At 38.6% G+C, this 26,141-nt stretch carries 26 protein-coding genes and 6 tRNA genes; 12 read left to right on the top strand and 20 right to left on the bottom strand.

Annotated elements, in window-relative coordinates; all coding sequences use genetic code 11:
* Positions 1–52: 52 nt before the first annotated feature.
* Positions 53–1,789, bottom strand: a complete 1,737-nt coding sequence (locus V4T18_RS08055) for an ABC transporter ATP-binding protein (protein ID WP_332648503.1) — start codon at positions 1,787–1,789, stop codon at positions 53–55.
* Positions 1,786–3,528 carry an ABC transporter ATP-binding protein gene (locus tag V4T18_RS08050; RefSeq protein ID WP_332648502.1) on the bottom strand — a complete coding sequence of 581 codons (1,743 nt, stop codon included), beginning with the start codon at positions 3,526–3,528 and terminating at the stop codon, positions 1,786–1,788. Before V4T18_RS08050 ends, V4T18_RS08055 begins: the two co-directional genes overlap by 4 nt.
* A 610-nt stretch (positions 3,529–4,138) precedes the next feature.
* Between V4T18_RS08050 and V4T18_RS08045 the strand changes: the two genes are divergently transcribed.
* Both V4T18_RS08045 and V4T18_RS08040 read left to right on the top strand, forming a co-directional pair.
* Positions 4,139–5,491 (top strand): hemolysin family protein, encoded by a 1,353-nt coding sequence (locus V4T18_RS08045; RefSeq protein ID WP_332648500.1) that lies wholly within the window; start codon positions 4,139–4,141, stop codon positions 5,489–5,491.
* A gap of 79 nt (positions 5,492–5,570) precedes the next feature.
* Complete coding sequence (locus V4T18_RS08040; protein ID WP_332648498.1) at positions 5,571–6,470, top strand: cation diffusion facilitator family transporter; 900 nt, start codon at positions 5,571–5,573, stop codon at positions 6,468–6,470.
* Between the two features lie 92 nt (positions 6,471–6,562).
* Here the strand turns inward: V4T18_RS08040 and V4T18_RS08035 are convergent, their stop codons facing one another.
* The 3 genes from V4T18_RS08035 to V4T18_RS08025 all read right to left on the bottom strand — a co-directional run bounded on the left by V4T18_RS08035 (position 6,563) and on the right by V4T18_RS08025 (position 8,605).
* The gene (locus tag V4T18_RS08035; RefSeq protein ID WP_332648496.1) at positions 6,563–6,763 is read right to left on the bottom strand and encodes a hypothetical protein; all 201 of its coding nucleotides are present in this window, start codon (positions 6,761–6,763) and stop codon (positions 6,563–6,565) included.
* A 69-nt stretch (positions 6,764–6,832) separates the two neighbouring features.
* On the bottom strand, positions 6,833–7,480 hold the full coding sequence (locus tag V4T18_RS08030) for a response regulator transcription factor (RefSeq protein ID WP_332648494.1): 648 nt from the start codon (positions 7,478–7,480) through the stop codon (positions 6,833–6,835).
* Positions 7,481–7,495: 15 nt separating this feature from the next.
* Complete coding sequence (locus tag V4T18_RS08025; protein WP_332648493.1) at positions 7,496–8,605, bottom strand: GAF domain-containing sensor histidine kinase; 1,110 nt, start codon at positions 8,603–8,605, stop codon at positions 7,496–7,498.
* A gap of 122 nt (positions 8,606–8,727) precedes the next feature.
* Here V4T18_RS08025 and V4T18_RS08020 point away from each other — a divergent pair, with 122 nt between their 5' ends.
* The 3 genes from V4T18_RS08020 to V4T18_RS08010 are packed head-to-tail and all read left to right on the top strand — an operon-like array spanning position 8,728 to position 10,517.
* Complete coding sequence (locus tag V4T18_RS08020; protein WP_332648491.1) at positions 8,728–9,153, top strand: disulfide oxidoreductase; 426 nt, start codon at positions 8,728–8,730, stop codon at positions 9,151–9,153.
* Between the two features lies 1 nt (position 9,154).
* Complete coding sequence (locus V4T18_RS08015; RefSeq protein WP_332648490.1) at positions 9,155–9,625, top strand: thioredoxin family protein; 471 nt, start codon at positions 9,155–9,157, stop codon at positions 9,623–9,625.
* 55 nt (positions 9,626–9,680) lie between these two features.
* Positions 9,681–10,517, top strand: coding sequence for an RluA family pseudouridine synthase (locus V4T18_RS08010; protein WP_332648489.1), 837 nt, complete (start codon positions 9,681–9,683; stop codon positions 10,515–10,517).
* Positions 10,518–10,619: 102 nt separating this feature from the next.
* On the opposite strand, the gene V4T18_RS08005 is transcribed toward V4T18_RS08010, so the two are convergent.
* Together V4T18_RS08005 and V4T18_RS08000 are read right to left on the bottom strand one after the other, a co-directional pair.
* Positions 10,620–11,441, bottom strand: coding sequence for an aldo/keto reductase (locus V4T18_RS08005; RefSeq protein WP_332648487.1), 822 nt, complete (start codon positions 11,439–11,441; stop codon positions 10,620–10,622).
* A 68-nt stretch (positions 11,442–11,509) separates the two neighbouring features.
* Entirely contained in the window at positions 11,510–12,340 is an 831-nt protein-coding gene (locus V4T18_RS08000; RefSeq protein WP_332648485.1) for an aldo/keto reductase, read from the bottom strand.
* Between the two features lie 145 nt (positions 12,341–12,485).
* On the opposite strand from V4T18_RS08000, the gene V4T18_RS07995 reads away from it, so the two are divergent.
* Positions 12,486–13,787, top strand: coding sequence for an NCS2 family permease (locus V4T18_RS07995; RefSeq protein WP_332648483.1), 1,302 nt, complete (start codon positions 12,486–12,488; stop codon positions 13,785–13,787).
* Between the two features lie 480 nt (positions 13,788–14,267).
* Positions 14,268–15,881, top strand: coding sequence for a long-chain fatty acid--CoA ligase (locus tag V4T18_RS07990; protein ID WP_332648481.1), 1,614 nt, complete (start codon positions 14,268–14,270; stop codon positions 15,879–15,881).
* A 44-nt stretch (positions 15,882–15,925) separates the two neighbouring features.
* Here the strand turns inward: V4T18_RS07990 and V4T18_RS07985 are convergent, their stop codons facing one another.
* The gene (locus tag V4T18_RS07985) at positions 15,926–16,111 is read right to left on the bottom strand and encodes a multidrug ABC transporter ATPase (RefSeq protein ID WP_332648480.1); all 186 of its coding nucleotides are present in this window, start codon (positions 16,109–16,111) and stop codon (positions 15,926–15,928) included.
* 373 nt (positions 16,112–16,484) lie between these two features.
* Between V4T18_RS07985 and V4T18_RS07980 the strand changes: the two genes are divergently transcribed.
* Positions 16,485–17,372, top strand: coding sequence for a VOC family protein (locus tag V4T18_RS07980; RefSeq protein WP_332648479.1), 888 nt, complete (start codon positions 16,485–16,487; stop codon positions 17,370–17,372).
* Positions 17,373–17,635: 263 nt separating this feature from the next.
* On the opposite strand, the gene trmL is transcribed toward V4T18_RS07980, so the two are convergent.
* Positions 17,636–18,112: a tRNA (uridine(34)/cytosine(34)/5-carboxymethylaminomethyluridine(34)-2'-O)-methyltransferase TrmL gene (trmL, locus tag V4T18_RS07975; protein ID WP_442916919.1), complete on the bottom strand. Its 477-nt coding sequence runs from the start codon at positions 18,110–18,112 to the stop codon at positions 17,636–17,638.
* Positions 18,113–18,125: 13 nt separating this feature from the next.
* The gene (queG, locus tag V4T18_RS07970) at positions 18,126–19,253 is read right to left on the bottom strand and encodes a tRNA epoxyqueuosine(34) reductase QueG (protein WP_332648476.1); all 1,128 of its coding nucleotides are present in this window, start codon (positions 19,251–19,253) and stop codon (positions 18,126–18,128) included.
* A gap of 52 nt (positions 19,254–19,305) precedes the next feature.
* Between queG and V4T18_RS07965 the strand changes: the two genes are divergently transcribed.
* Together V4T18_RS07965 and V4T18_RS07960 are read left to right on the top strand one after the other, a co-directional pair.
* The gene (locus tag V4T18_RS07965; protein ID WP_332648474.1) at positions 19,306–19,992 is read left to right on the top strand and encodes a B3/B4 domain-containing protein; all 687 of its coding nucleotides are present in this window, start codon (positions 19,306–19,308) and stop codon (positions 19,990–19,992) included.
* Between the two features lie 12 nt (positions 19,993–20,004).
* The gene (locus V4T18_RS07960; RefSeq protein WP_332648473.1) at positions 20,005–20,511 is read left to right on the top strand and encodes a DIP1984 family protein; all 507 of its coding nucleotides are present in this window, start codon (positions 20,005–20,007) and stop codon (positions 20,509–20,511) included.
* A 212-nt stretch (positions 20,512–20,723) separates the two neighbouring features.
* On the opposite strand, the gene V4T18_RS07955 is transcribed toward V4T18_RS07960, so the two are convergent.
* Positions 20,724–21,635 carry a S66 peptidase family protein gene (locus V4T18_RS07955; protein WP_332648472.1) on the bottom strand — a complete coding sequence of 304 codons (912 nt, stop codon included), beginning with the start codon at positions 21,633–21,635 and terminating at the stop codon, positions 20,724–20,726.
* 175 nt (positions 21,636–21,810) lie between these two features.
* Between V4T18_RS07955 and V4T18_RS07950 the strand changes: the two genes are divergently transcribed.
* A complete protein-coding gene (locus V4T18_RS07950; RefSeq protein WP_332648470.1) occupies positions 21,811–22,692 on the top strand; it encodes a DMT family transporter in 882 nt (293 codons plus the stop codon).
* Between the two features lie 29 nt (positions 22,693–22,721).
* Here the strand turns inward: V4T18_RS07950 and nagB are convergent, their stop codons facing one another.
* The 3 genes from nagB to V4T18_RS07935 form a co-directional block, all read right to left on the bottom strand.
* A complete protein-coding gene (gene nagB, locus V4T18_RS07945) occupies positions 22,722–23,435 on the bottom strand; it encodes a glucosamine-6-phosphate deaminase (RefSeq protein ID WP_332648721.1) in 714 nt (237 codons plus the stop codon).
* A 654-nt stretch (positions 23,436–24,089) separates the two neighbouring features.
* Positions 24,090–24,464, bottom strand: a complete 375-nt coding sequence (locus V4T18_RS07940; RefSeq protein WP_332648469.1) for a hypothetical protein — start codon at positions 24,462–24,464, stop codon at positions 24,090–24,092.
* 153 nt (positions 24,465–24,617) lie between these two features.
* A complete protein-coding gene (locus tag V4T18_RS07935) occupies positions 24,618–24,902 on the bottom strand; it encodes a hypothetical protein (RefSeq protein WP_332648468.1) in 285 nt (94 codons plus the stop codon).
* A gap of 269 nt (positions 24,903–25,171) precedes the next feature.
* Here V4T18_RS07935 and V4T18_RS07930 point away from each other — a divergent pair, with 269 nt between their 5' ends.
* Positions 25,172–25,300 carry a hypothetical protein gene (locus V4T18_RS07930; protein ID WP_332648466.1) on the top strand — a complete coding sequence of 43 codons (129 nt, stop codon included), beginning with the start codon at positions 25,172–25,174 and terminating at the stop codon, positions 25,298–25,300.
* Between the two features lie 210 nt (positions 25,301–25,510).
* Here V4T18_RS07930 and V4T18_RS07925 read toward each other — a convergent pair.
* The 6 genes from V4T18_RS07925 to V4T18_RS07900 form a co-directional block, all read right to left on the bottom strand.
* Positions 25,511–25,591, bottom strand: a tRNA-Leu gene (locus tag V4T18_RS07925).
* Positions 25,592–25,601: 10 nt separating this feature from the next.
* A tRNA-Gly gene (locus tag V4T18_RS07920) sits at positions 25,602–25,676 on the bottom strand.
* Positions 25,677–25,720: 44 nt separating this feature from the next.
* Positions 25,721–25,794, bottom strand: a tRNA-Cys gene (locus tag V4T18_RS07915).
* A gap of 7 nt (positions 25,795–25,801) precedes the next feature.
* Positions 25,802–25,876 (bottom strand) — tRNA-Gly (locus V4T18_RS07910).
* A gap of 3 nt (positions 25,877–25,879) precedes the next feature.
* Positions 25,880–25,954, bottom strand: a tRNA-Gln gene (locus V4T18_RS07905).
* A gap of 29 nt (positions 25,955–25,983) precedes the next feature.
* A tRNA-His gene (locus V4T18_RS07900) sits at positions 25,984–26,059 on the bottom strand.
* Positions 26,060–26,141: the final 82 nt, after the last annotated feature.

Raw genomic sequence — 26,141 nt, 5'->3', positions numbered from 1 at the left:
AAAAAAACTGCTAAAAGCGAATTAACTCCACTTCTAGCAGCTTTGTAAAATATTATGCATTCAACGAGTTTGCTTGTAGACGATACATTGTTTCATATCTTCCACCAAGAGCAATCAACTCATCATGTGTACCCTGCTCCACAATTTCACCACGGTCTAGCACTAGGATTTTATCTGCATTTTTAATCGTTGATAATCGGTGTGCGATGATGAACGTTGTACGCCCTTCCTTTAATACATCCATTGCATGCTGAATAATTTCTTCTGTTTCTGAATCAATATTCGAGGTTGCTTCATCAAGAATTAAGATAGCCGGGTCGAATGCTAAAGCACGTGCAAATGATATAAGCTGACGCTGTCCTGATGATAGCGTGCTACCCTTTTCGATCACAGGCTCATCAATACCTTTTTCGAGGTTCTTCAGCACACGTTCCCCGCCTACTGCCTTTAACGCATCTTCAACCGTTTTTCTTGAAATGCGTTCATCATTTAAGCTGACATTCGAGGCAATTGTTCCGGTAAATAAGTAAGGATCCTGTAGAACGATGCCCATATGCTCCCGAATTGCCTGACGAGGTAGGGATACAATATCCTGACCATCAATCGTAATACGACCTTTTTGAGGATCATAAAATCGGAACAGTAAATTCATAATCGAGCTTTTCCCAGAACCTGTGTGACCGACCAGTGCCACTGTTTCACCTTTTTTCGCCTCAAAGTTTAAGTTTTTCAGCACATAATCCTCGCCCTTATAGGCAAATGAAACATCATTGAACGTCACATTCCCGTCGTAACGGTTCACTCGTTCTTCTTTCACCGGCTCTCCAGCCTGATCAAGTAGCTCAAACACACGAGAACCTGCCACTAATGAACGCTCAAGCTGCGAAAACTGGTTAACGATATTAACTATCGGATTAAATAATCGCGTAATATAATCAACAAAAGCGTAAAGTGTACCTGCTGTTATTGCATCAGGAACTGTCATTGATTGCGTACCAAAATAATATATAAAAATCGCAAACATGATTAAACGGAAAACATTCACTAAATTATGAGAGGTAGCCGAGTCTAACACAAGTAACTTACGATTATACTCATAATGCTCATCATTCATTTGGGCAAATTCTTTTTTCATTTGATCTTCACGACGGAACGCCTGAATAATTGTCATTCCATTAATTGATTCATTAATCATCGCATTAATATCGGCAATTTTTGTACGAATCACATAATTGTATTGTGATGCATATTTACGGTATAAAACCATCCAAATATACACAATCGGAATTAATAGCAGGGCAACCGAAGCCATTTTCCAATTTAAAATAAATAGCGCAACATATACACCGGCAATCGATATAAGACTCGTTGCAAACTGCGAGAGCACTGTAACATAAAGGTTTCGAATCGCTTCTGTATCATTTGTTACACGGGCAACAACCTTACCCGCAGGCAAATTATCAAAGTATTGAATCGGTAGCTTTTGAATATGACCGAATACATCCTTTCTCATTTGCTGTACGACTCGATTTGAGCCTTCCTGTAATTTTAAAAACATAAAATAACGGAAAATCGCTGTTAGTAGTGATAACACAAAAAACAGTACAAGTAGCCAAATGATTGGCTTCGCTTGCAAATTCCCTGGCTCCATATAGTTATCTATTATATGAGCCGCAATAAACGGTCCTGCAATATCTGTAAATACCGCTATCGTTAATAAAAACAACCCAATAGATATTGGTTTTTTAAAATTTAAAGCGTAACGGTACAGTCTTTTTGATGTACTCATTCGCTCACCTCCTCTAGCTGCTGGCGGTCATATTGCTCTTTATACCAGCCACCTAAAGCAAGTAATGCCTCATGTGTACCGCGCTCCACAATTAGCCCTTCATCAAGCACAAGTATTTCATCCGCATGTTGAATGCCAGACAAACGGTGTGTTGAAATAATCGTTGTCTTCCCAGCACGCTCTGTTTGAATATTTTCGATAATTTTTGATTCTGTTTTTGCATCTACAGCAGAAAGAGAATCATCTAAAATTAAAACTTCTGGATTTTTTATTAGTGCACGAGCAATCGATACACGCTGCTTTTGACCACCTGATAGCGATACACCTTTTTCACCCACAAGTGTTTCTAAGCCCATCGGTAAATGTGCTAAATCCTTCTCAAAATAAGCTAAGCGAATAGCATCTCTTATATCTACCTCTGTACCATCTTCTTTACCGAATAAAATGTTTTCACGAATAGTACGAGAGAATAGTACGTGATCCTGAGGCACATAACCAATCCAGTCAAGCACTTGCTCCTTTGTTAGCTTGGATATATCCACATCTCCTATAACAATTTGCCCTTCACCTAATGGATATTCCATTAAGAGCTGGCGAATAAATGTCGTTTTTCCAGCACCCGTTTTCCCTACGATGCCTAACGTTTGCCCCTTTTTTAGGTTCAAGGAAATTTGCTGCAGGTTTTTCACCTGTGACATCGGATATTGGAATGTAAAGTTAGCAAAGCCAATAGAGCTTGGCACTTCCACAGCTTTTGGGGATGCTGGATTTTGCACATCTGGTGCATACTCTAATGTTTCTTGCACACGATCTAGAGAAGCACTTCCTTGCTGCATAACATTAATCAATTCACCAATGGCAAACATTGGCCATACAGCTAAGCCTAGATAAACGTTAAACGATACAAGCTGACCTACTGTTAATTCACCATTTGATACGAGAACTGCACCGTAGCCTAATGCCACTACATAACAAATCGCCGTACCAGCTTTTGTAATCGGCATAAATAGACCATTAATAAATGCTACACGCATATTTTTCTCGTAAACATCCTCACTCATATCTGCAAAGCGCTCTTCATCCTTCTTTTCTTGTACATACGCTCGAATTACACGTACACCCGCCACCGATTCAAGCACGCTGTCATTTAATTCACCAAACGATTCTTGCGCAGTCATATAGCGCTCGTGCACAATTTTTCCTAAGTACTGAATTAATATTGCCATAAACGGGATAGGTAGCATCGCAAAAAACGTGAGCTTCCATGAAATAAAAAAGCCCATTGCAACAATGATCGCTGCCATATACGCTGTCGAATCAATAAGGGTCATAATCCCGAAGCCAGCCGTTAAGGAAACAGCATTCAAATCATTTGTTGCACGCGCCATTAAATCACCTGTACGGTTTTTCTCGTAAAACGTAGGCGTCATTTTTAAAAATTGGTGCATTAGACGTTTTCTTAAAATTCGGTCAAGCGTTATAGCTCCGCCAAACAATCGATACTGCCAAACGAAATTCATGGCATAACTGACAACGAGCGCCAGTAAAACAACACCGATATATTTCCATAGCAGCCCACTCGTGAAGTTGCCATCTGTCATATCGTCAATTGCTTCGCCTAGAATCCACGGCGGAAGTACTTCGATAATACTCGCTAGGATTAATAATACAATTGCAACAGTATATTGCCTCCTATATTCTTTAAAAAACCATTTCAATTTAAATAACACACTAAACATATTTCAACCTTCTTTCTCTCTGTTTAAGTTCACTATCCACTATCTATAGATTCCTTCTGTAAAATTTTTGTTTGAAATCGAATTAGCATAATAAATCCTCCTTTTTTTCATTGCACTCACTTTTGAACAATAAAAAAAGACACCTATCCCCTTTTGTAGAATAAGTGTCTAAAAAAGGTGCAAAGATTCATCACCTGCACCAATACTATTTATTTTATGCGCGTTCTTAAGCAAATAAAATAAAAGATTTATGTAGGCTCGGATTAGGATTTTTAATTACTGGCGAATTTTTCTTGTTAATCATCATAATCGTTACCTCCATTTCCTTTAATTTATTTAGTGCCCCTTAAGATTAGCACAATGAATTTTTAATTGTCAATATTTTTCAAAAAATCTTTTCAGTGACTTTTTGAAAAATATTACATAAAAACACTTTTGATACACAAACTATCTATATTGTAACCCTAAAGAAATATTACTGTTAAAAAGAAAATACATGATTTGTTTTTTTTCAAAAAATATTTTATGATTATATCATCTAACAATTTTTCTCATAGGAGGTGTACTCTTTACTTATCTCGCCCATTCGCGCCGTAAGTGAAGAACATATTTGGACGTAGACATAGTTGAGCTAACCATTAGGTTTGGAGCATTTGCTCTATTAATTGCCGCTACGGCATTTTTCGTTGCAACTGAGTTTGCAATAGTTAAAGTAAGAACGACTCGTATTGACCAGCTTGTAGCTGAAGGAAACAAAAAAGCTATTAAAGCAAAAAAAGTTATTTCAAACTTGGATGAATACTTATCTGCTTGTCAGCTAGGTATTACCATTACAGCGCTTGGACTAGGGTGGTTAGGAGAACCAACGTTTGAGCTAATCCTACATCCATTATTTGATATGATCGGATTGGAAGGTCGTGTTACGTCACTTCTTTCATTCATTATTGCATTCGCACTCGTAACGTTTTTACATGTTGTCGTAGGGGAATTATCACCGAAAACTCTCGCAATTCAAAAGGCAGAAGCCGTCACTTTGCACTTAGCAGGTCCACTTATTTTATTCCATAATATTATGTATCCGTTTATCCGTATTTTAAACGGTGCAGCTCGTGGATTAACAGGACTTTTTGGTTTGAAAATGGTTTCTGAATCTGAAGAAGCGCACTCTGAAGAAGAGCTTCGCATGATTTTATCGGACAGTTTAAAGGGTGGCGAAATTAACCACTCTGAATACGAATATGTAAACAGTATTTTCGAATTCTCTGACCGTATTGCGAAGGAGATTATGGTACCTCGAACTGAAATTATTAGTATTGATAAAGACTTAACTTTACGTGAAGTCTTTGAAGTAATGGGTGTAGAGCAATATACACGTTACCCTATTACAGATGGAGATAAAGATCATGTTATCGGTTTAGTAAACATGAAGCATTTATTGACAGCGTACATTAAAGATCCTGCAAATGGTGAAAAATCTATCGTTGACTATATGCAGCCTATAATTCGTGTAATTGAAACGATTCCAATTAGTGACCTACTTTTAAAAATTCAGCAAGAACGTATTCATATGGCCATCTTAATGGATGAGTACGGCGGTACGTCTGGTTTAGTGACGATTGAGGACATTATTGAAGAAATCGTTGGAGATATCCAGGATGAATTTGATCAGGATGAAATTCCTGAAATACAGGAAATCAAAGAAGGTCAGCATTACATTCTAGATGCAAAAATGCTACTCCAAGAAATAAATGACCTTTTAGGTATTGATATCGAAGATGAGGATATCGATACAATTGGTGGCTGGTTTATGACACAGCATTTCGATGCAGTTGAAGGTGACTCAATTAGAGCTTATGGGTACGAGTTTAAAATTAAAGAAGTAGAAGGACATCATATCCTGTATCTCGAAGTAACAAAATTAACTGAAACTGAAAAACAAGAAGAACTAGCAACAGAAGAATAAATTTTTATATGAAGGACGACTCTCTACTAAGTAGAGGGTCGTTTTATCATGTTCAGAACTTTTGTAAGGGGGAAACATTGTGGAGCTTTATACAAATTTACGTGCTGGGGAAAGAGGCGCTTGGCTTTCCATTATTACGTACATAATTTTAAGTGCGATGAAGCTCATTATTGGTTATATCGGAATGAGTGCTGCACTAAAGGCAGATGGACTTAATAATACGACTGATATTATTGCTTCTATAGCTGTTCTTATTGGATTAAAAATTTCTCAAAAGCCACCTGATTCTGATCACCAGTACGGTCATTTACGAGCTGAAACTGTTGCTTCTCTAATTGCTTCCTTTATTATGATGGTGGTCGGATTACAGGTGCTAACAACTTCTATAAAAGGGATTTTTAATCCAGTACACGAAACACCATCCTTATTAACAGCTATCGTTGCTATTGTAAGTGCAGTCATTATGTATGCTGTATATCGCTATAACTTAGCGCTAGCAAATAAAATTAAAAGCTCTGCTGTAAGAGCTGCTGCCTATGACAACCGTTCGGATGCACTAGTAAGTATCGGTACAGCTATCGGTATATTCGGTGCTATTTTTGGCTACCCGATTATCGATACGCTTACGGCATTAATTGTCGGCATCATTATTATTAAAACCGCAATCGAAATTTTTTGGGAAGCTGTTCATACATTAACGGATGGCTTTAATTTGGAGGAGACAGAGACATTAAAAAAGCTAATTTCCAATGTCGATGAGGTTATCGTGCTTGAGGATTTAAAGGGTCGCACTCATGGTAATATGAGCTTTATTGATGTAACCGTCACAGTCAACCCTAATTTAAATGTAATTGAGAGCCACCGTATTACAGAAAAAATTGAAGCAACCGTCAAACGTTTTAATCCTTACTGTACCGTGCTCGTTCACATCGAACCACATGAAATTTCAACACCTGTAGAGGATGATTATCATTTTTAAGGTGAGTTTGAAAAGTACATTTCGCTTTGAACTATCTTATCTGCCAAGAAAATAAAAGCATGCAATCTTTTTTCAAGATTTGCATGCTTTCTTCATTTTCGTTTTTCTTGCTCGCGTTCTAGTTTTAAACCTTTATAGCGGATAATGATGCCGATTATGACAAACACCCAGCCAATTGCAATAAATGCATATTGCAGCGATTTGTTTTCAGGTGGGATTACACCGAAAATTGCGGCTGCAATTACAGCCATACCAGAAACAGAAACAAGCATCCCTGCCATTACTAAGCTCATTCTAACACCTCAATGAAAATTATATACTAGCTCTATTATACATAGTATTTACCCTATGCTGTACACCGTTTACTTTCCACTACCTTCCGTTAATCCATGTTTCACTGCATAGAGCGCTGCCTGTGTGCGGTCTTGTACACTTAGTTTTGTAAATATATTAGAAATATGTGTTTTAACCGTCTTTTCTGTTACAAATAAAGAAGAGGCAATTTCTCTATTACTCTTCCCTTTTGTTAACTCTGCTAAAACATCCTGCTCACGTGGAGTTAAAGGATTTTGAATATGTGGCTTCATTTCCTCCTCGCGAAGTCCTTCCTCTAGCGTGGACGTGGCATCTGGATGAAGCATATTTTCTCCACGCATGATTGTTCGAATGGATTCTACTAGCTCATCAGGCTCGATATCCTTTAATTGATAGCCGGAAGCACCTGCCTCTATAGCTGGTATGACATGATCTCGATCTGAAAAGCTTGTAAGCATTAGCACGAAAATATGTGGCCATCGCTCTTTTATCCGTTTCGTAGCTTGAATACCGTCCATTTCCGGCATAACTAAATCCATTAAAACAATATCAGGTTTTAAGGTCTCTACAAGTTGTATTGCTTCAAGACCATTTTTCGCCTCACCTACTACTTCTATATCCTTTTGTGTTTTTAAGAAGAATAATAACCCTCTACGCACAACATGATGATCATCAGCAATCAATACTCGAATCATATAATATAACCCCTCCTAGTATGGTAAACGAATCAGCAGTTCCGTTCCTTTCCCGATCTCACTTACCCAATCTGCCGTTCCACCTACCGACTCTGCCCGGTCCCTAATAGACTGTAAGCCAATGGACGGAATTTCTACATTGTGATCAATAACAAAGCCGCGCCCTTCATCCTTCACGACAAGTAACACCCCTGTTGCTGTAATTGTTAAATAAATAGCTGCCTCCATTACACCTGAATGGCGACGAATATTATTGAGCGCCTCTTGAACAATCCGAAATAGCGTCTCCTCAATTCGAGAAGGAAACTGAATGACTCCCGCTACATTTACTGTTAGCCTCAACCCAAGCATTTCAGCATACACTTTGATTGCCTCCATTAGTCCACTTTCAAGACCTCTAGGACGAAGCTGCCAAATGAGTGCCCTCATCTCATTCAACGCTTCCTGTGTCAGCTGCTGAATTTCTTTGAACGTTTCCTTCACATCAGGGTCTTCACTCATCTCAATACCTGCCCGTGAAGTTAATGTAACAGAAAATAATAATTGATTCACAGAGTCATGCAAATCTCGTGCTAGTCTATTTCTCTCCTGCACAAGTGCGATTTCCTGCTGCTCGTTCGTTAAGTGAATGCGTTTTATCGCTGAGCCCATTTGAAATGCAACAGATTCTAGTAATTCAAGCTCTTCGTCTGTAAAACGAATCGTATGCTTTGATGCTACATTTAATAGACCAAAGCGTTCTTGTCCCGATTGTAATGGGACCGTAGCATGATGTGTAATTCCCTCATGGTCACCGATATTGGCCTCAATGGCGCTTTCAATTCGCTGACATTCTATAATATTAGAAGCCTTTTTCAATTCATCATTACGATAACGAGATACACACCAGCAGCCACCTTTACGGAGATGATCACATTGATTATAGCGTAGTGCCTCTGGTAAATTTTCATGAACGACTAGCTCGGCCTTCCCCTTTTTACCGATAAAAAAAATCCAGCCTGCATCGAATTTAGTGCCGCTTAAAAATTTACTTAATGCGCCCTTTAGCATTGGAATCATTTCTGTTTCTTCATTTAACAGCTCGGCAATTTCTTTTAAGATTGTAATATTCGAATGATCCTTCATACTAAACTCCCTCCGTTAGCATTATCTGTTATTATACCCGATTAATCTAAATAATTTACTTATCTTTCATAACCCTCTATAATCAAGAAAGTACAATTACTTTGGATTCAAGGGGTTATTACATGAATAAAAAACTCGAAAACAGTTTACTTATTATTTGGGTTGTTTCCCTAATCGCAACGTTAGGTTCCCTTTATTTTTCCGAGATAAGAGGATATGAACCGTGTGAAATGTGTTGGTATCAACGGATTCTTATGTATCCAATTGTTCTTATGTCTACAGTTGCATACATACAAAAAAATGCTCGTATAGCACTTACGACAGCGGTTTTTGCTTGCATAGGTGGTTCCATTTCATTGTATCATTATGGCATTCAAAAATTAGATTTTTTAAGTGACAGTGCCCCCTCATGTGGAATCGTACCATGTACTGGTCAATATATTAATTGGCTCGGCTTTATTACCATTCCATTTTTAGCGTTAACAGCTTTTATTATTATTGCGGGCTTTAGCTTTTCTATGCTAAAGGTTTTAAAGGAGGAAAAGTAAGTTGAAGAAATTAGGAATTATCGGTGGGATTGTTGTTGTTCTTTTTGTAGCTATTATTGTTTTAACAAATATGTCAAATGAAGATAAACTAAAGGACAACCCATACGGTACGGACAATTTGCAGCAGCCTACAATTGATTTATTAGAGGATAAAAACTACCAAAACATTATTACACCAGGCGCACTTCAAGAAAAAATTGAATCAGGTGAGCCAGTATTCGCGTATTTATTTAGCCCAACATGTGAACACTGCAAAAATATGACACCAAAATTAATGTCTGTTGCTAAGGAACTGGACATTAGAATCGACCAACTAAATGTTCTAGAATATCAACAAGGCTTTAATGAATATAGTATTGAAGCAACACCTACATTACTTTATTTTAATGGTGGGGCTGAAGTAAACCGATTAGTTGGTGACTACGACAAACAATCCATTCATCAATTTTTTGCAAGTCTTAACTTAGATTAATTTTAAAATCGTGCTCCGCTATTGTGGGCACGATTATTTTATGGAGGAATTATCAATGTTTCAATATGAAATTGTTCAAGAGGGCATTACTGTAGAGGAGCTATTGCGGGAGTCTTGGCGCCTTGGAAAGAAAATTGTCCACGAGCTACGGATGGCGAAGGCTGTTACACTTCTTGATGGCACGCCAGTTAATTGGAAGGATTCACTCCCGGCTGGTACGAAGCTGCAATTTACGTTTGCTATTCCCTCTTCAAGCTATACTCCAACTGCCAAATGTAGCGTCGAAATCCGCTACGAGGACGAGCATTGCCTAATTGTGTCTAAGCCTAAAGGAATGTCGACACATCCTAATGAAGCAGGTGACCGTGACACATGTATGAATCATGTGATGGCTCATATTCAGGAGAAGGGCGGACAATATGCAGAGCACGTCCATCGTTTAGATCAAGGAACAAAGGGGCTACTGTTAGTTGCCAAGCACCCTATCGCGAAATCGATTTTTGACCGGATGATTGAAGAAAAATCGATTATTCGTACGTATGCTGCAGAGGTACAAGGAAATATTCGTCAGGAGAGCGGTGTGATCAACGCACCTATCGGCAAGGACCGCCATCATAATACACGACGAGTTGTGTCGGCTTCCGGTCAGCATGCCGTGACACATTTCGAGGTAGTGAAGCGATTTAAAGGAACTTGCCTCGTACATCTTGTATTAGAAACTGGACGCACGCATCAAATTCGTGTGCATATGGCACATTTAGGGCATCCAATTGTCGGCGATACATTATACAATGCACGCCAAACCCCAAGTGGAGACTACGAGCTCCATGCCATTCAGCTCGCATTTACACATCCGTTTTTAAACAAACAAATCGTCGTGAAAGACCAGTAACCGTTATAGCATATGAAATCACCAGTTGATTTCATATGCTTTTTAAATATTTAAAAAAGCAGGATAGAATCACATTGGATTCTTCCTGCTTCGCGTACCCGCCTAAAAATCAAAATTATCAGGGTCAGCGCTTGTACGGTGGAATGTATTTAAGGCTGTAATTGCTGCTACTTCATCAGATGCTAAGCTGAAATCATAAATATCTATGTTTTCAGCTATACGTTCAGGCGTTACCGATTTTGGAATGGCGATATTACCAATTTCTAAATGCCAACGAAGGACAATTTGTGCTGGAGTTTTGCCATATTTTTGGGCTAATTGACGAACAATCGGATGTGTAAATACAATTCCCGTTCCTAGTGGAGCCCATGCTGTCAATTTAATTTTATGCTCGGCACAAAATGCACGCAAGGAATCCTGTGATAGTGACGGGTGACATTCAATTTGATTGACCATTGGCTTCACATTCGCTATCGCAAATACTTCCTCTAAATGATGCTGATGATGATTCGAAACACCTGGCACACGAATTAATTTCTCGTCATATAAGCGTTCAATCGCCTTATATGTATCGGCTAAAGTTGGCTTTGGCCAATGTGTTAAATATAAATCGATATAATCTAAATCTAGCTTTTTTAAAGATGTTTCAAAGGCTCGTAATGTATTATCGTAGCCTTGGTCCGTATTCCAAACCTTCGTAGTGATGAAAAGATCCTCACGCGCGATGCCTGATGCTTTAATCGCCTCGCCTACCGCTTCCTCATTTTGATAGATTGCTGCTGTATCAACTGCTCGGTAGCCTGCCTTTAATGCTTCTTTTACACCGTTGAAAGCAACTTCATGCTCCTTCATACGAAATACACCGTATCCGATACGTGGCATTTCTACTCCATTCTCTAATAAGATTGTTTTTGATACCGTCATTATTCCATCTCCCTTCTAATTTCTGACTACTATTATAACGACTATCCCCTTAAATTTCGACTATCGAATTAAAAATCAAAATGAAAATTATCCGGATTTTTACCGAAGCGTTGATTGCGATTACATCCATTAATCGTTTCCATTTCTTCATTTGTTAGCTCAAAATCAAAAATATTTGCATTTTCTTCAATACGAGAAGGTGTTACCGACTTTGGAATAACGATAATATCATTTTGTATATGCCATCGTAGCACCACTTGCGCTGCTGACTTTCCGTACTTGGCTCCGATATTCAGTAATGTTGAGTCCGCTAGCACATTTCCTCGCCCTAGTGGTGACCAAGCTGTAAAGGCTATACCTTGTTCAGTACAAAATTCACGTAAGGGCTCTTGAGATAAATAAGGATGCGCCTCAATTTGATTTACCATTGGAGGCGTATTAGCTATTTTCAGTACTTCCTGTAAATGCTGCTCATGATGATTCGATACACCTGGTACACGAATAAGCTTTTCGTCGTATAAACGTTCAATTGCTCGGTACGTTTCCGTATATTTCCCCTCTACTGGCCAGTGCGTTAAATATAAATCCACATAATCCATGCTAAGCTTTTTTAGTGATGTTTCAAAAGCTCGAAGCGTTTCATCATAGCCCTGATCAGCATTCCAAACCTTTGTTGTGACGAAAATATCTTCTCGTGGAATATCAGAAATGCGGATAGCCTCCCCAACTTCTCTTTCATTATAATATAGAGATGCTGTATCAATCGCACGGTAGCCTACTTGAAGCGCCTTTGTAATCGCTCTAACCGTTTCCTCGCTATCCGTCATTTTATAAACACCAAGGCCGAAAACAGGCATTTCTACTCCATTAGCCAATTTTTTAACTGATTGTAAATTCAAACCTCTCACTCCTTTTTTCTAACTATTTCTATTATAACAACTTTTACTGAACAGCAAAAATTTATCAAAAACTATTGCATTCTAACATAAAAACGAATATTATATTAAATGTTTTTAAAAATGTTCGTATTTACAGGAGGCACCTATGTTTAAACTTAAAGAAAATAATACGACAGTAAAAACTGAAATGTTAGCAGGTTTAACAACTTTTTTAACGATGGTTTATATTGTTGTAGTAAATCCAATAATTTTAGCTGATGCTGGCGTTCCCATCGATCAAGTATTTATGGCAACAATACTTTCTGCAATCGTCGGTACACTTTGGATGGCCTTAATGGCAAACTATCCAATTGCCATTGCACCGGGGATGGGGCTGAATGCATATTTCACCTATGCTGTCGTCTTAGGCTCAAACGGTACGATTGATTATATGACAGCATTTGCTGCTGTATTTGTTGCAGGTTTGATTTTTATCTGTCTAAGCCTAACATCTTTCCGTGAAAAATTAATTTTGGCTATTCCAACAAACCTAAAGCTAGCTATTACATCTGGTATTGGTCTTTTCATTGCCTTTATCGGCTTACGTATGTCAAAAATCGTTGTAGCAAATGAATCAAACTTAGTAGGGCTCGGGGATTTATCAGATCCAGCTGTTCTATTAACTCTTTTCGGATTAGCTATCACAATTATTTTAATGGCAATAAATGTGAACGGTGCATTATTTTTAGGAATGGTTGCGACATCGGTTGTTGCAATTCTTACAGGGCACCTAAAAATAGAAGGTATTATTGCACCACCTCACTTACCTGAAGGTATTTTAGTATGGAATCCTATAACTGCTATTGGAGATGTTATTTCTTATGGCTTGTATGGTGTCGTTTTTTCCTTCATTTTAGTTACATTATTTGATACGACAGGAACAATGATTGGCGTAGCAAAACAAGCTGGATTAATGAAGGGTGAAACATTACCAAGAGCACGTCATGCGCTCTTAGCAGATTCTGTAGCAACTACAGTTGGTTCTATGTTTGGTACAAGTCCTACTAGTGCATTTGTTGAATCTTCTGCTGGTGTTGCTGCCGGCGGACGTACGGGATTAACAACATTAACAGTTGCAGGATTATTTTTGGTTGCATCCTTCTTCGGACCTTTAGTCGCTTCTCTATCAAGTGTTGCAGCGATTACGTCACCAGCACTGATTATCGTTGGAAGCTTAATGATCGGAGCTGTAAAAAACATTGAATGGGACAAGTTTGATGAAGCGTTCCCTGCGTTTCTAATCATCCTTACAATGCCATTAACATCAAGCATTGCAACCGGGATTGCGTTAGGTTTTATCTCTTATCCTATTATGAAGGTTGTAAAAGGACGCGCACGTGAAGTACATCCGTTACTTTATTTATTTGCACTATTATTTGTCGTTCAACTTGTTTACTTACCTCATTAATATAGGGTTATTTGGGATGAGGCTGGGACAAAACCCGAAAACACCATTTTTCTCAACGAAAAATGGTGTTTTCTTAGTATGGAGAAAATTGATTTCCGTTCCGGGGACGCTTTCCGGGGGCACGGCCTGAGCCTGTAGTCTCAGGCGTCGTGCGACTGTCGCTATGCTTTCGTCGCAATAAACATTGCTGTTCCCCCAGGAAGCTCTGCTCCTGCCGCTACGCTTACGTCGCACAAAATATTGCTCTGTAGCGAAAGGCGCAGCCGACAGCTACACTCGCCCTTTCTCTACAATCAATTTATGAAGTAGCAAATTCTTACTATAGGTGTTCCTCGATTTCTATAAAATCTTTACTTATGTCCCAGCCTCATCCCTTTTTCAATTATTTAATTTTTTAACCCTCATTTCCAGAAGGAATATTCTAATAAATGTAGAATATTTATCTCTTGTACGCATTTTTTCTAAAGGGGATGAGTAGAAATGATGGACACACAATTAGTATTAAACGGTTTTTTAAAACGAGCAGAGCGATATTTTCCTAATAAATTAATCGTTTCTCGAACAAGTGAGACAATGACACATCGCATTACATTTGCAGAATATGCAAAGCGTACGCGTCGTCTTGGAAGCGCTTTAACAAACCTCGGGATGACACGTGGCACTAAAGTAGGTACCTTTGCATGGAATCATCACCGCCATTTAGAGGCATATTTTGCAATTCCTTGTGCGGGTGCTATCCTTCATACGATTAATATTCGTCTAGCGCCCGAACATATTATCTATATTATTAATCATGCTGAAGATGAAATTCTATTAATTGATGGTGATTTGTTCCCATTAGTAGAACCTGCAATTCCCTATTTAAAAACGGTAAAGCATATTATTGTGATGAACGATGATAAGGTTGCACCGCAATCTAGCTTCGAAAATGTTCATTCATATGAGGCATTATTAGCAGAGGCAGATGAAAATTTTGAATTCCCTGATGACTTAGAAGAAACTCTACCAGCCGGTATGTGCTATACATCCGCAACGACTGGCATGCCTAAAGGTGTTGTTTATAATCATCGTAGTATTGTATTGCATACACTAGGGCTTGGGCTTGCAGAATCATTCGGTGTTTCAGAACGTGATGTTAGCCTGCCGATTGTACCAATGTTCCATGTAAATGCTTGGGGTCTACCATTTGCTGCTATTAATTATGGTGTAAAAATAGTGTTACCAGGACCGATGTTTACACCATCGCTATTACTAGATTTAGTCGAACAGGAAAAGGTAACAGTTTCAGCTGGTGTTCCTACTATTTGGCTTGGGGTACTTGCAGAGCAAGAGAAAAACCCACGTGACTTGTCGTCATTACGTTTAGTTATTTCGGGTGGCTCAGCTTCACCAAAAGGACTCATTCAAGCATACGAAGAGAAATTAGGTGTACCATACATTGTTGGTTACGGTATGACAGAAACATCACCACTTGTATCAATGTCAAACTATACAACCGAAATGGACGATTACAGTAAAGAAGAGCTGCTTGATATACGTGCCTCACAAGGTCTAACAGTCTCTTTAATCGAAACAGAAGTCGTTAATGAAAACGGTCTTGTACCTATGGATGGCAAAACAATGGGCGAGCTGCGTATACGTGGACCGTGGATTGCAAGTGAGTATTATAAAGATGAGCGTACTGCAGAAGCATTCCGAGATGGCTGGCTTTATACCGGAGATATCGCGGTGCTAACAAAGGAAGGTTATATAAAAATTACTGACCGTACGAAGGACTTAATAAAATCTGGTGGTGAGTGGATTTCTTCCGTTGATTTAGAAAATGCATTAATGACACATCCTGCAGTATTTGAGGCTGCTGTTATCGCAATTCCACATGAAAAGTGGCAGGAGCGCCCTCTAGCATGCGTTGTGTTAAAGGAAGGAGCAAATGCAACGAAGGAGGATCTAATCTCTTCCCTTGAGGGACAATTTGCTAAGTGGTGGATTCCAGATGATGTTATTTTCCTCAAAGAAATACCGAAAACTTCTGTAGGGAAGTTTTTAAAGGCGAAGCTGCGTGATGATTTAAAGGAATATAAAGTAACAAATTAATTTTTGAAAGCCGTGACTGCAAATTATAGCAATCACGGCTTTTTTTATTGATTATCCTGTTGTATTGGTGAGGAATCATATTGATCAAACTGTACTGGATCTGCTATACGATCATCCTCTGCTAGCTCTTGACCATCTCGCAAATTTTCCATCTGCTTGCCTAGCCAAATTACATCTTCCATATTATTCGTCATGTTCCCATTTATTATTTTCCCTTTATCTTTCGCCATAGCAATCCCCCTTCTCCTTTATATAGTATTCCCGATAACTTATATTTGAACCATTTCTGCCACAAAAATCTATAGTAAAGTACTAATATTTAGGATATACTTGTAGAAGAGATTCTTTAATACTTGAGGAGGGCGCTTCCATGAAATTATTATTAATTCTTGGTGTGTGTGCAGCATTCTTAACTGCAATCTTCACTGCTGGTTACGAAGGTAAACCATTTTCAAAAGAAAACTAATACTAGCTTCGGCTAAGAAAAGGCAATCGTCCCAATGGCGGTTGTCTTTTTTTCTTGACTTTTTTAGCTATAAAAATTAAAATAAGTTACACAAAGTAAGTTGCTTATAAATAATAATTTAAAAAGGAGATTTTAATTTGTCTACTCACTTTCACCAAAAACCAAATTTATATACATCACATGTTCAACTAAAGGTGTCTAACTTAGCTCGCTCGATTGAATACTATACTACGATTATCGGCTTTGATATTTTAGAGCAAAGAAATAACACGGTTTACTTAACAACGGACGGAAAGAGGAGTCTTGTTTCATTAGTCGAAGTGACAAATGCACAGCCACTAAGTATGGGACATACCGGTCTTTATCATTTTGCATTATTATTACCTTCTCGAAAGGATTTAGGAAATATCGTGCAGCATTTTGTTCAACATAATGTTCGTCTAGGTGCCTCTAACCATGATGTAAGTGAAGCGCTATATTTAAGCGATCCAGATGGAAACGGAATCGAAATTTATGTAGATCGCCCGGAAAACGAATGGACTTGGAGCAAAGAGGGCTATGTGCATATGTTGACAGAGCAACTAAATTTCCAGCCTATTTTAGCTGAAGCGGATGGGGAGTGGAATGGCTTACCTAAGGGTACTGTCATGGGACATATTCATTTATCGGTAAGAGATTTAGGGGCAACAGAAGTTTTTTATACAAATATATTGGATTATGAAGCTGTTGCTCGTTACGGTGCACAAGCATTATTTATTTCTACTGGCAAATATCATCATCATATCGGCTTAAATACTTGGCAAAGTGGTGGTGGCACTCCTGCCCCTGCTGAAGCGGTTGGCTTAAAATACTACACAATTGTTCTAAAAGACACAGACTACGCTGATGAAGTGAAAGCAGCCTTGCAAAACTCAGGAGCAGTAGTCGAGTACTTTGATGAAGCACCTGGTTATGGAGGCAAGCAAGTATTTTCAACAATCGATCCAAATGGTATTCGTATCGTTTTCACTGTTGAAGGGGAATAATACTATTTAAAAACACAACTCTCTGATAAGTTGTGTTTTTGTTATGTCTTGAAGACTTTCTATTAATACAAGAATTTAGTCTATTATCTATACAAAACATTCTAATATCGACAATAATCTTTCCATAAAAAAAGTGTCTCACGTATGAGACACTTTCTTTCGTTCTATTAAAACCCTGGATAGTTTGCTCCTGCGCTTACTCGTCGCAGTATATATTTGAATTCACTACTAAATGGAAATTTATATCTAATTAACTACTCATCCTATTTCAATCCAGGATAGTTTTGCTGTCGTAATGCCTCATAAATAACAATGGCTGCTGTATTTGATAGATTCAATGAACGAATGTGCTCACTTTGAGGAATACGGAGGCACATATCTCGGCGCTCATGTGCAAAATCCTTTGGCAGACCTGTCGTTTCCTTCCCAAAAATAAAGTAAATATCACGCTCTGAATCACTAAAATCATGAGTAGTAAATGGCTCGTCACTATACGTTTCGATCAAATAAACGTCCCCGCCTTCAGAATACTTTACAAAATCCTCTAGCGAATCGTGATATACCACATTTACATGCTCCCAATAATCAAGTCCCGCGCGCTTTAACATCTTATCATCTGTTGAAAAACCTAGTGGGCGAATTAAATGAAGGCTCGTATTCGTACCTGCACAAGTACGTGCAATATTTCCTGTATTTGCTGGAATTTCTGGTTGATATAAAACTACATGTAAAGGCAAAATAATGACCTCTTTCTTATAATAATGCGATTCCTTTTTGGATTTCTAAAAGTACTTCGGGATCCTGCTCTCTAACTTTTGCTGCTCGAAGTGCTTGGGCAGCCTCATCCCCACCAATTTTGCCAAGGGCCCATGCAGCTGTGCCTCGAATAACAGGCCGCTCATCCCTTTTCATAATATCAATCAAATCTGGCACTGCCGCTTCTTCCTTAAAATGAGCAAGAGCTAAAATGGCATTTCGTTGAATTGGCTTTTTGCCGCGCCAGGAGCCTGATACATGTCCAAATTTCGCTTTAAATTCCTTATTTGAAATCGTTAGTAACGGCTGTAGCAACGGCTTTGCAAGCTCCGGATCAGGCTTAAATTCTTCATGAAGCCAGTTGATCTTTCCTTTATTTTTCGGGCACACCGTTTGGCACGTATCACACCCGTATATTCTATTCCCTATTTTACTCCGAAACTCATCCGGCAAAAAGCCCTTCGTTTGTGTCAAAAATGCAATACAGCGCTGAGAATTTAACTGCCCTGCCTCGACAATTGCACCTGTTGGACAAACATCAATACATAGGGTACAATCGCCACACTCATCCTCTATTGGCTCGTCCGGGATAAATGGGATATTCGTAATAAGCTCTCCTAAATAAATATAAGATCCAAATTCTGGCGTAATAATGGAGCAATTTTTCCCACTCCAGCCTATGCCAGCCCGCTCTGCAACAGCTCGGTCTACAAGCTCTCCAGTATCCACCATAGATTTGATTTTCACATCGGGTACTCGAGCGATTAACCATTCCTCGATTAACTGTAAACGCTCACGAACAGCTACATGATAATCAACACCCCATGACGCACGACAAAAAATGCCACGACGTGCTCCTTTTTTACCTATAGGAGCATTCTCCATACGAGATGGGTATGCAAGGGCGATAGCAATAATACTTTCCGCACCATCTAATAGCTTTAATGGCTCCGTTCGTAATTCAACATCTGATTCCTCAAAGCCTGATTGAAAGCCGAGCTCCTGCTGACGGCGTAATCTATTTTTTAATTCGTGAAACGGCGAGGCAGTTGTAAAGCCGATTTTATCAACACCGATAGACTTTGCATATTCCGTTAATTCTGATTGTAGTTCGGCTACTTTCATCTCTGCACGCTCCTTATGATACAATTATCCAAAACAAATAGTAGGTGATTTTATGAATATCATTCTCCATCCATCACTCAATTACACCGAATTAAAAATCGGCATTATCCATTATACCAAAATTGTTGTATCAGACTCTCCTCAAATGATTAAAGGAAGAACGAGACTATATCAGGAAAACTTATTTTTTGAAATGCAGGAGGTACCTGTAACGGAACGTCAAGGAATTAAGGAATGGCGTAAGATTTGGAAGGCGCTTGGATCAGATCCAAATCGTTATCGTCATTCTGCAGAAAGCTTAATGAGACGTATTGCTAAGCAAAATTATTTAACACCTATTCATTCAGCCGCGGATCTAAACAATTTTTTCTCGCTTCAATACGAGATTCCGATTGGGATTTATGATTTGGAAAATATTTCTGGTGATGTTATTATTGAACAGGGCAATGAAGAGACCGGCTATGTTGGCATAAATGGTCGCTATAATTCTCTTAATAACATTATTGTTTCAAAGGATGATAACGGAGCATTTGGAAGTCCATTCGTCGACTCAGCAAGGACCGCTGTATCGGAACTGACAACTGAGGCGCTTCACATCTTTTATTTACGTCCTTCCATCTCAGAAAATGATGGGCATGCACTTCTTCAATCTGCCGCTAAAATGTTTACTAGAGTAAATGGTGGGGATTCTGAGGTAGCACTATTAACAGCTAGCAATCCAAGAGTAACCATTTCATAAGGAGGGGTTTTTATGATTTCACTAGCAGAAGCAGTAAAGCTAAAAAGTATTTTAAATAAAAAAACACAGGAGTTAATTTCTGAAATTCACAGTAACTCACACTCTATTGTAGAAAAAGGGGAGCAACCAAAACAGCCTGACCGAACGCTTTCAATCATTGAAGCTGAACTAGTTAGAGTACGTAAGGATGCACGCTTACTTGATAAATTAATCTATAAAGCAAATATTGAAAATACGATACAATTTAAAGATGAGCAATTAACACTTGTCGAGGCGATTGAGTTAGCCATTCAGCTACGTTCTCAAGTAAGCCTATATCAGGATTTAGGGCGTTCAGACAAAGAAGAATTTTACCATAGCTCAGGAGAGGCCATTCTGTATCGTATTGCATTATACGATCCGACCGAATACCGCAATCAGGCAAATGAGCTTGAAAAGGAAGCTCATCGTCTATCAAATGCGATTAATGCTAAAAACTATCAGGTACAAATCGAATTTGATGATTCAAATTACTTCTAAGCTCGGGGCGGTGAGACTCCAAACCGAGACTTAACGAGTGTAAAACTGTGCCTGACAAGCATTTAACTTCATGGACTGCAATCCAATGACCTATTACTAGTTACTCCGGTTACCTTTAACCAATGACCAACTATGGCTAAAGCAACCAAACTTTTATTAGTATTTGTCACACTCGTTAAAAGGGAGGCTGGCTTTATGCCAACCTCCCTTTCTTATTGTACGCCTGGTAATATACGTAGCACTTTTTCATTTCCATCTAAAAGCGCATCTACGCCTAATGGAATACTAATATTTGGTCTACAATGTCCAATATTGAATCCTGCTACCACTGGCTTTCCTAGTGGCTCTAGATATTCTCGCATCACCGCTAGCACATCCTCGTATGTTGACTCTTCTCCTAATTCTGTAAAGCTACCTATCACAAATCCAGCTGCCTGCTCTAGCTTTCTTGCGAGTCTCAACTGGTTAAGCATATTATCAATACGTTCAATCGATTCATTTACATCCTCGAATAGAATAATTTTCCCGTGTGCATCGAACTCATATTTTGTTCCAAGGGTACTTACCAAACGGTTCATATTGCCCCCTGTAAGCTCACCTCGAACAACACCCCTTGTAATCGTTGTAAGAGGAGAAATCGCCTCGGTATATTCGATTTCGATCGGTGTAAATAGCTGTTGGAACATTTTTTGTGATAGCTCATCTAACGGTTCCTCTCGGTTAGAAAGCATCGCGCCATGGAATGTCACTAAATTAGAAAATTCATTCACGGCTACATGTAAATAGGTCACATCCGAGAAGCCCCATATGATTTTTGGATTTTCTTCTAGCAGCCCATAGTCAATTTTATCTGCCAGTCGTCCTATGCCATAACCACCACGTACACATAGTATTGCTTTTACCTCTGGATCTTTCACCATTGCATGTAGCTCTTCAACACGAAGCTCATCTGATCCTGCAAGCATTCCCTCAGGCAGCCCAATTGTTTGCCCTAGCTTATAGCGCAATCCGAGCCTCTCTATTAAATCAAGCTTTGGTGCCAGCTGCTCCATGTTTAGTGCACTACTTAACGTAACAAGCCCTACTAAGTCACCTTTTTTCAATCGATTTGGTCTAATTTTCATCGGTTACATCCCCCTATTTCTTCTTGACGCTATTGTAGCATACAACACACATTGCAAAAGTAGACATTATGTACCTATAATAGTATGAAACTTAATTAGGTAAAGGTTGGGAAGTATTATACCTTGCACCCCATCTAGATGCCATTATTTCTAATAATATTAAAGGAGATTCCTTATGAAATTCCCTCCACAGTTTTTACTTATACTTGCCACACTTCTTTGGGGCGGTAACTTCGTCATTGGTCGTGCTGTTGCTGGCGATATCCCACCAATTACGCTAGCATTCCTTCGTTGGTGTGTTGCCTTTATTGTCTTTTTACCACTTGCGTACAGTCGAACAAAGCGTGAATGGCATATGATTAAGAACAATTGGCCCGCTGTCATTATAATGGCTCTCACAGGCGTTGCATGCTTTAATACACTTGTTTATATCGGTCTTCATTATACGACATCAATAAATGCGTCCTTAATGAACTCATCAACACCTATTATTATTTACATACTGTCCTTTGTCTTTTTAAAGGAGCGCTTATCAAAATTTCAAATTGTCGGTACAGCGCTGTCATTGACTGGTGTGCTCTTTATTATTTCAGGGGGCTCAATACAGTCGCTCCTGAGTTTCTCCTTCAACAAAGGGGATTTAATCGTGTTGTTTGCTGTATTTTGTTGGGCTGTCTATTCCCTACTTGTCAAACAGTTTGCTGGACAGCTTCCTGGCTACTCTACGTTCCTTGTAACAATTGCACTTGGAGCCTTGATGCTTCTACCATTTACAATTTATGAGCTCCTCACGACATCTGTTGCTATTGTATGGTCACCATCTACAATCTGTGCAATTTTGTATGTTGGAATTGTAGCTTCGATTATTGCCTTCCTAAGCTGGAATACCGGCGTAGTTGCATTAGGTGCAAATAAAGCAAGTATTTACTTAAACTTTATCCCTTTATTCTCTGCGATATTTGCCGTTATTTTTCTAAACGAGGAGTTACTTCTTTCACAAATTATCGGTGGCATTGCAGTCATATGCGGCGTTGTAATCTCCAATAGAAAAAAATAAAGGAGCTGTTTTCAAACAGCTCCTCAATTTTATTTCACACCTGTATAAATCACCGTTACATCATTATGCTGATGTAATGCACTTGCAGGAAAATCTTCTGTTATCTCACCCGAACGTAAGCGATCCATTGCCTCCTGCTTTGAAGCTCCTGAAATTAGTAATACAATCTTCTTTGATTGAAGGATCGTTGAAATCCCCATAGTAATAGCATGACTTGGCACATCCTCAAGCTTATCAAAGTAAATTTGATTTGCCTCACGTGTAGACTCTGTTAACTCAACTATGTTTGTTCCCGCTGAAAAAGAAGAGCCAGGTTCATTAAAACCAATATGACCATTCACACCAATTCCTAGTAGTTGAATATCTATCCCGCCTGCTCCCTCGATTGCTTCATCATACTGTACTGCTGAAGCCTGTAAATCTGTACTATCACCAGTCGGTACATGAATATTTTCACGTTTCATGTCAATATGGTTAAATAAATTCTCGTCCATATAATAGTGATAACTTACCTTATTTTCCGGAGCTATACCAATATATTCATCTAAGTTAAATGATTTAGCCTCAGCAAACGAAATCTCCCCAGCTTGATAACTACTAACAAGCTCCTTATAAAAACCCTCAGGCGTACCACCTGTGGCCATTCCAAATACACTTGTCGGATTTTGCTTTAACTGTGCTGTAAAAATATTTGCTGCAATAATACTCATTTCCTCGTAGCTTGCTGCCTCAATCCATTTCATATTTGTCATGTAATTTCCTACCTTTTATTTGTCAATTTTCAATACAAGATAAACTCTTTAGATTTACTGGTATATCAACCTTTTAATAGATTCCTTGAACGTGACATGTATGTGTTAATTTTATACGAATTCTTTTCGAGATGCTATGAAAAAATATAGCGTTTTGAAACTAGTTACGATAAGAATGGCTGGGCATGATCATAGTATACATTGTAATAAGCCGTAGCAATAATGTTCATAGAAATAGCAGTAAAATATTGTTTAAACAACACTCGCGCCTTTTTTCTATATTTCCTAGCTGACAATTTGCATATATGTGTTTCCATGCCTATTTTTATAAAGATCATAGAGCGGATTAGCATAAATATTATTTATGGCATAGAAACCTAAAAACATAAAGACTAACATCCCGCCCTGAACTAAATAAGTGGATAACTGTAGCACATTGGCTGGATTAGATCAGTCGATGAATATGAATAGACGATTAATGCTAAGTAAAACATCCCCACTCCGAAAGAAAGAATATAGATAGGATTCCTGATTACTTGTTTAAAAAATAAAATGAAATAGTTATATATATATTGTTCACTCCCAATTCGTGTCCCCCCATAATTAAAAAATAGAGGACCTATAAAAGACCTCCATTTAGTGTAATTAAGAACCGCTGATTTCAACGCGCCCCGTAACTTCTATAGATTGATACTCGCCATAAGCTTGAGCGTAGTACGTAGATGCAGCTGGACTAAATGATGTGACAACTCGTTGTCCTCTTGCTGCATAACTGCCGTGTACTGTTGTACCAATTAATAAACTGTGTTTTTTAGCGTATCCATAAATATCTACAGCACCAGAGTTTTGAGTTACTGTCATTGTGGCAGAACCCCAGTGAATATTGGGTTTATTTCCATCTGCTTTAACTACACCAGATTGTTTAATTGCTGTTGATGTACCTGCAATGAAAAGTGCCATCAACATCATCAAAATACTTGCCCAATAGAAATTTTTCGATGTTGTCTTAGAAATAACCATTTTCTTTTTCCTCCTTTTTGGTTTTCAACCTAATACTAGTTAGTTGAAATATAGAAAGGTTTATTTTTCTTTCTATATAGAATAAAGAAAGGGTTATGTCCTTTTTTACAAGCTTTTAAAAACAAATTGGAATTTTTAAAAGCGGATTGAAATTCATAATGTGCTTGATTTCATCCATGATAATGAAATAACTACTATCCCATTAAGAAAGTAAAGTCCTCCATAAATTAATGCGAATAATGCCGCACCAAAACCACTTCCCTTGTCATACATACCTGTGAATTCTAAAGATCCATATAAAATAAGTGGTGAGAGTAGTAAAATAATTAAACCTGTTGCTATCATTCTTTTAGTTCTTCCTCTTGCAAAGAAAAATACAAAGACATTCGTAACAACAAAAAGCAAAATGCCCAAAGAAATTATAATAAACAAATCCATCGTAAAACCTCCCTTCTTTTATCGAGATTATATATTCAGCTGGTAATTATTTCAATAAAAATAAAAGGTCGATAATTTTGAATTATCGACCTTTTGTTATTTAACAGCTACTACACCTTGCCAATTGCACTGTACTATTTGCAAATGGAGAACCAAGCACAGATTTAGCGCAATTACATAATGGAGCATCACATGTGCAGTCCTTATAACTTACATTTCTCCTATGGTAACAACAATCATGAGTTTTACAGTAATTATCTGATGTATTAATGCCAGCTTTAGATGACGTACATGCCGTACTACCGCCACATCCTTCACCACACCAAATATATCCACCAGGAAGACAACCAGAATACCAAGCCTCTGTATTTACTGTATCCATCAACTTACCTGGATAATATTCTGGATTCACATGGAATCTTATCCAGAGATGAATCTATCTCACAAATCCTTTTGAATAATAGCTTGTGTAAAATCTGTGTAAAACAAATTCAATTCGTATCGTTTTCTATCGCAACCCTTAAAATGGAAAAAGTCCATAAACGTTGTTATATCAACGTTTATGGACCTTCAAAATTTTCTTATCTTAACCCAAAAGAACCTTATGATACCGGTAGTCGGGGTCGAACCGACACTCCAGAGGAACACGATTTTGAGTCGTGCGCGTCTGCCAATTCCGCCATACCGGCATAGTATAATTGGAGCGGAAGACGGGGTTCGAACCCGCGACCCCCACCTTGGCAAGGTGGTGTTCTACCACTGAACTACTTCCGCAAATTAAAATAAAAAAAACCGGATACCCGATTTTGATAAATATCTGGAGGCGGCAACCGGATTTGAACCGGTGATAAAGGTGTTGCAGACCTGTGCCTTACCACTTGGCTATGCCGCCGAAACATTGGAGCGGAAGACGAGGTTCGAACTCGCGACCCCCACCTTGGCAAGGTGGTGTTCTACCACTGAACTACTTCCGCGTATGGCTGGGGTACTAGGATTCGAACCTAGGCATGACGGAATCAAAATCCGTTGCCTTACCGCTTGGCTATACCCCAAAAATATGATAATCTAATTAATTTTATAATGGGGCGACTGATGGGAATCGAACCCACGAATGCCGGAACCACAATCCGGTGCGTTAACCACTTCGCCACAATCGCCATTATATTATTTGATTTTAGATAAAGAATGGGGCGACTGATGGGAATCGAACCCACGAATGCCGGAACCACAATCCGGTGC

It is taken from the genome of Lysinibacillus sp. 54212 (assembly GCF_036662795.1).
In the GTDB taxonomy this organism is placed as follows: Bacteria; Bacillota; Bacilli; order Bacillales_A; family Planococcaceae; genus Lysinibacillus_B.
The sequence above is the reverse complement of the archived record's forward strand: the minus strand, read 5'-3'. Positions and strand labels throughout refer to the sequence as shown.

Excerpts from the sequence above, each read along its gene's own strand:
- V4T18_RS08025 (WP_332648493.1), bottom strand. The coding sequence starts at position 8,605 with ATGAAGGATCATTCGAATATTACAATCTTAAAAGAAATTGCCGAGCTG.
- V4T18_RS08035 (WP_332648496.1), bottom strand. The coding sequence starts at position 6,763 with ATGAGCTTAGTAATGGCAGGGATGCTTGTTTCTGTTTCTGGTATGGCT.
- V4T18_RS08030 (WP_332648494.1), bottom strand. The coding sequence starts at position 7,480 with ATGATTCGAGTATTGATTGCTGATGATCATCATGTTGTGCGTAGAGGG.
- V4T18_RS07995 (WP_332648483.1), top strand. The coding sequence starts at position 12,486 with ATGTTTAAACTTAAAGAAAATAATACGACAGTAAAAACTGAAATGTTA.
- V4T18_RS07935 (WP_332648468.1), bottom strand. The coding sequence starts at position 24,902 with ATGGATTTGTTTATTATAATTTCTTTGGGCATTTTGCTTTTTGTTGTT.
- V4T18_RS07955 (WP_332648472.1), bottom strand. The coding sequence starts at position 21,635 with ATGAAAATTAGACCAAATCGATTGAAAAAAGGTGACTTAGTAGGGCTT.
- V4T18_RS07990 (WP_332648481.1), top strand. The coding sequence starts at position 14,268 with ATGATGGACACACAATTAGTATTAAACGGTTTTTTAAAACGAGCAGAG.
- queG (WP_332648476.1), bottom strand. The coding sequence starts at position 19,253 with ATGAAAGTAGCCGAACTACAATCAGAATTAACGGAATATGCAAAGTCT.
- V4T18_RS07930 (WP_332648466.1), top strand. The coding sequence starts at position 25,172 with ATGCCAGCTTTAGATGACGTACATGCCGTACTACCGCCACATCCTTCA.
- V4T18_RS07940 (WP_332648469.1), bottom strand. The coding sequence starts at position 24,464 with ATGGTTATTTCTAAGACAACATCGAAAAATTTCTATTGGGCAAGTATT.
- nagB (WP_332648721.1), bottom strand. The coding sequence starts at position 23,435 with ATGAAATGGATTGAGGCAGCAAGCTACGAGGAAATGAGTATTATTGCA.
- V4T18_RS07950 (WP_332648470.1), top strand. The coding sequence starts at position 21,811 with ATGAAATTCCCTCCACAGTTTTTACTTATACTTGCCACACTTCTTTGG.
- V4T18_RS07960 (WP_332648473.1), top strand. The coding sequence starts at position 20,005 with ATGATTTCACTAGCAGAAGCAGTAAAGCTAAAAAGTATTTTAAATAAA.
- V4T18_RS08005 (WP_332648487.1), bottom strand. The coding sequence starts at position 11,441 with ATGACGGTATCAAAAACAATCTTATTAGAGAATGGAGTAGAAATGCCA.
- V4T18_RS08055 (WP_332648503.1), bottom strand. The coding sequence starts at position 1,789 with ATGAGTACATCAAAAAGACTGTACCGTTACGCTTTAAATTTTAAAAAA.
- V4T18_RS08050 (WP_332648502.1), bottom strand. The coding sequence starts at position 3,528 with ATGTTTAGTGTGTTATTTAAATTGAAATGGTTTTTTAAAGAATATAGG.
- V4T18_RS07965 (WP_332648474.1), top strand. The coding sequence starts at position 19,306 with ATGAATATCATTCTCCATCCATCACTCAATTACACCGAATTAAAAATC.
- V4T18_RS08020 (WP_332648491.1), top strand. The coding sequence starts at position 8,728 with ATGAATAAAAAACTCGAAAACAGTTTACTTATTATTTGGGTTGTTTCC.
- V4T18_RS08010 (WP_332648489.1), top strand. The coding sequence starts at position 9,681 with ATGTTTCAATATGAAATTGTTCAAGAGGGCATTACTGTAGAGGAGCTA.
- V4T18_RS07985 (WP_332648480.1), bottom strand. The coding sequence starts at position 16,111 with ATGGCGAAAGATAAAGGGAAAATAATAAATGGGAACATGACGAATAAT.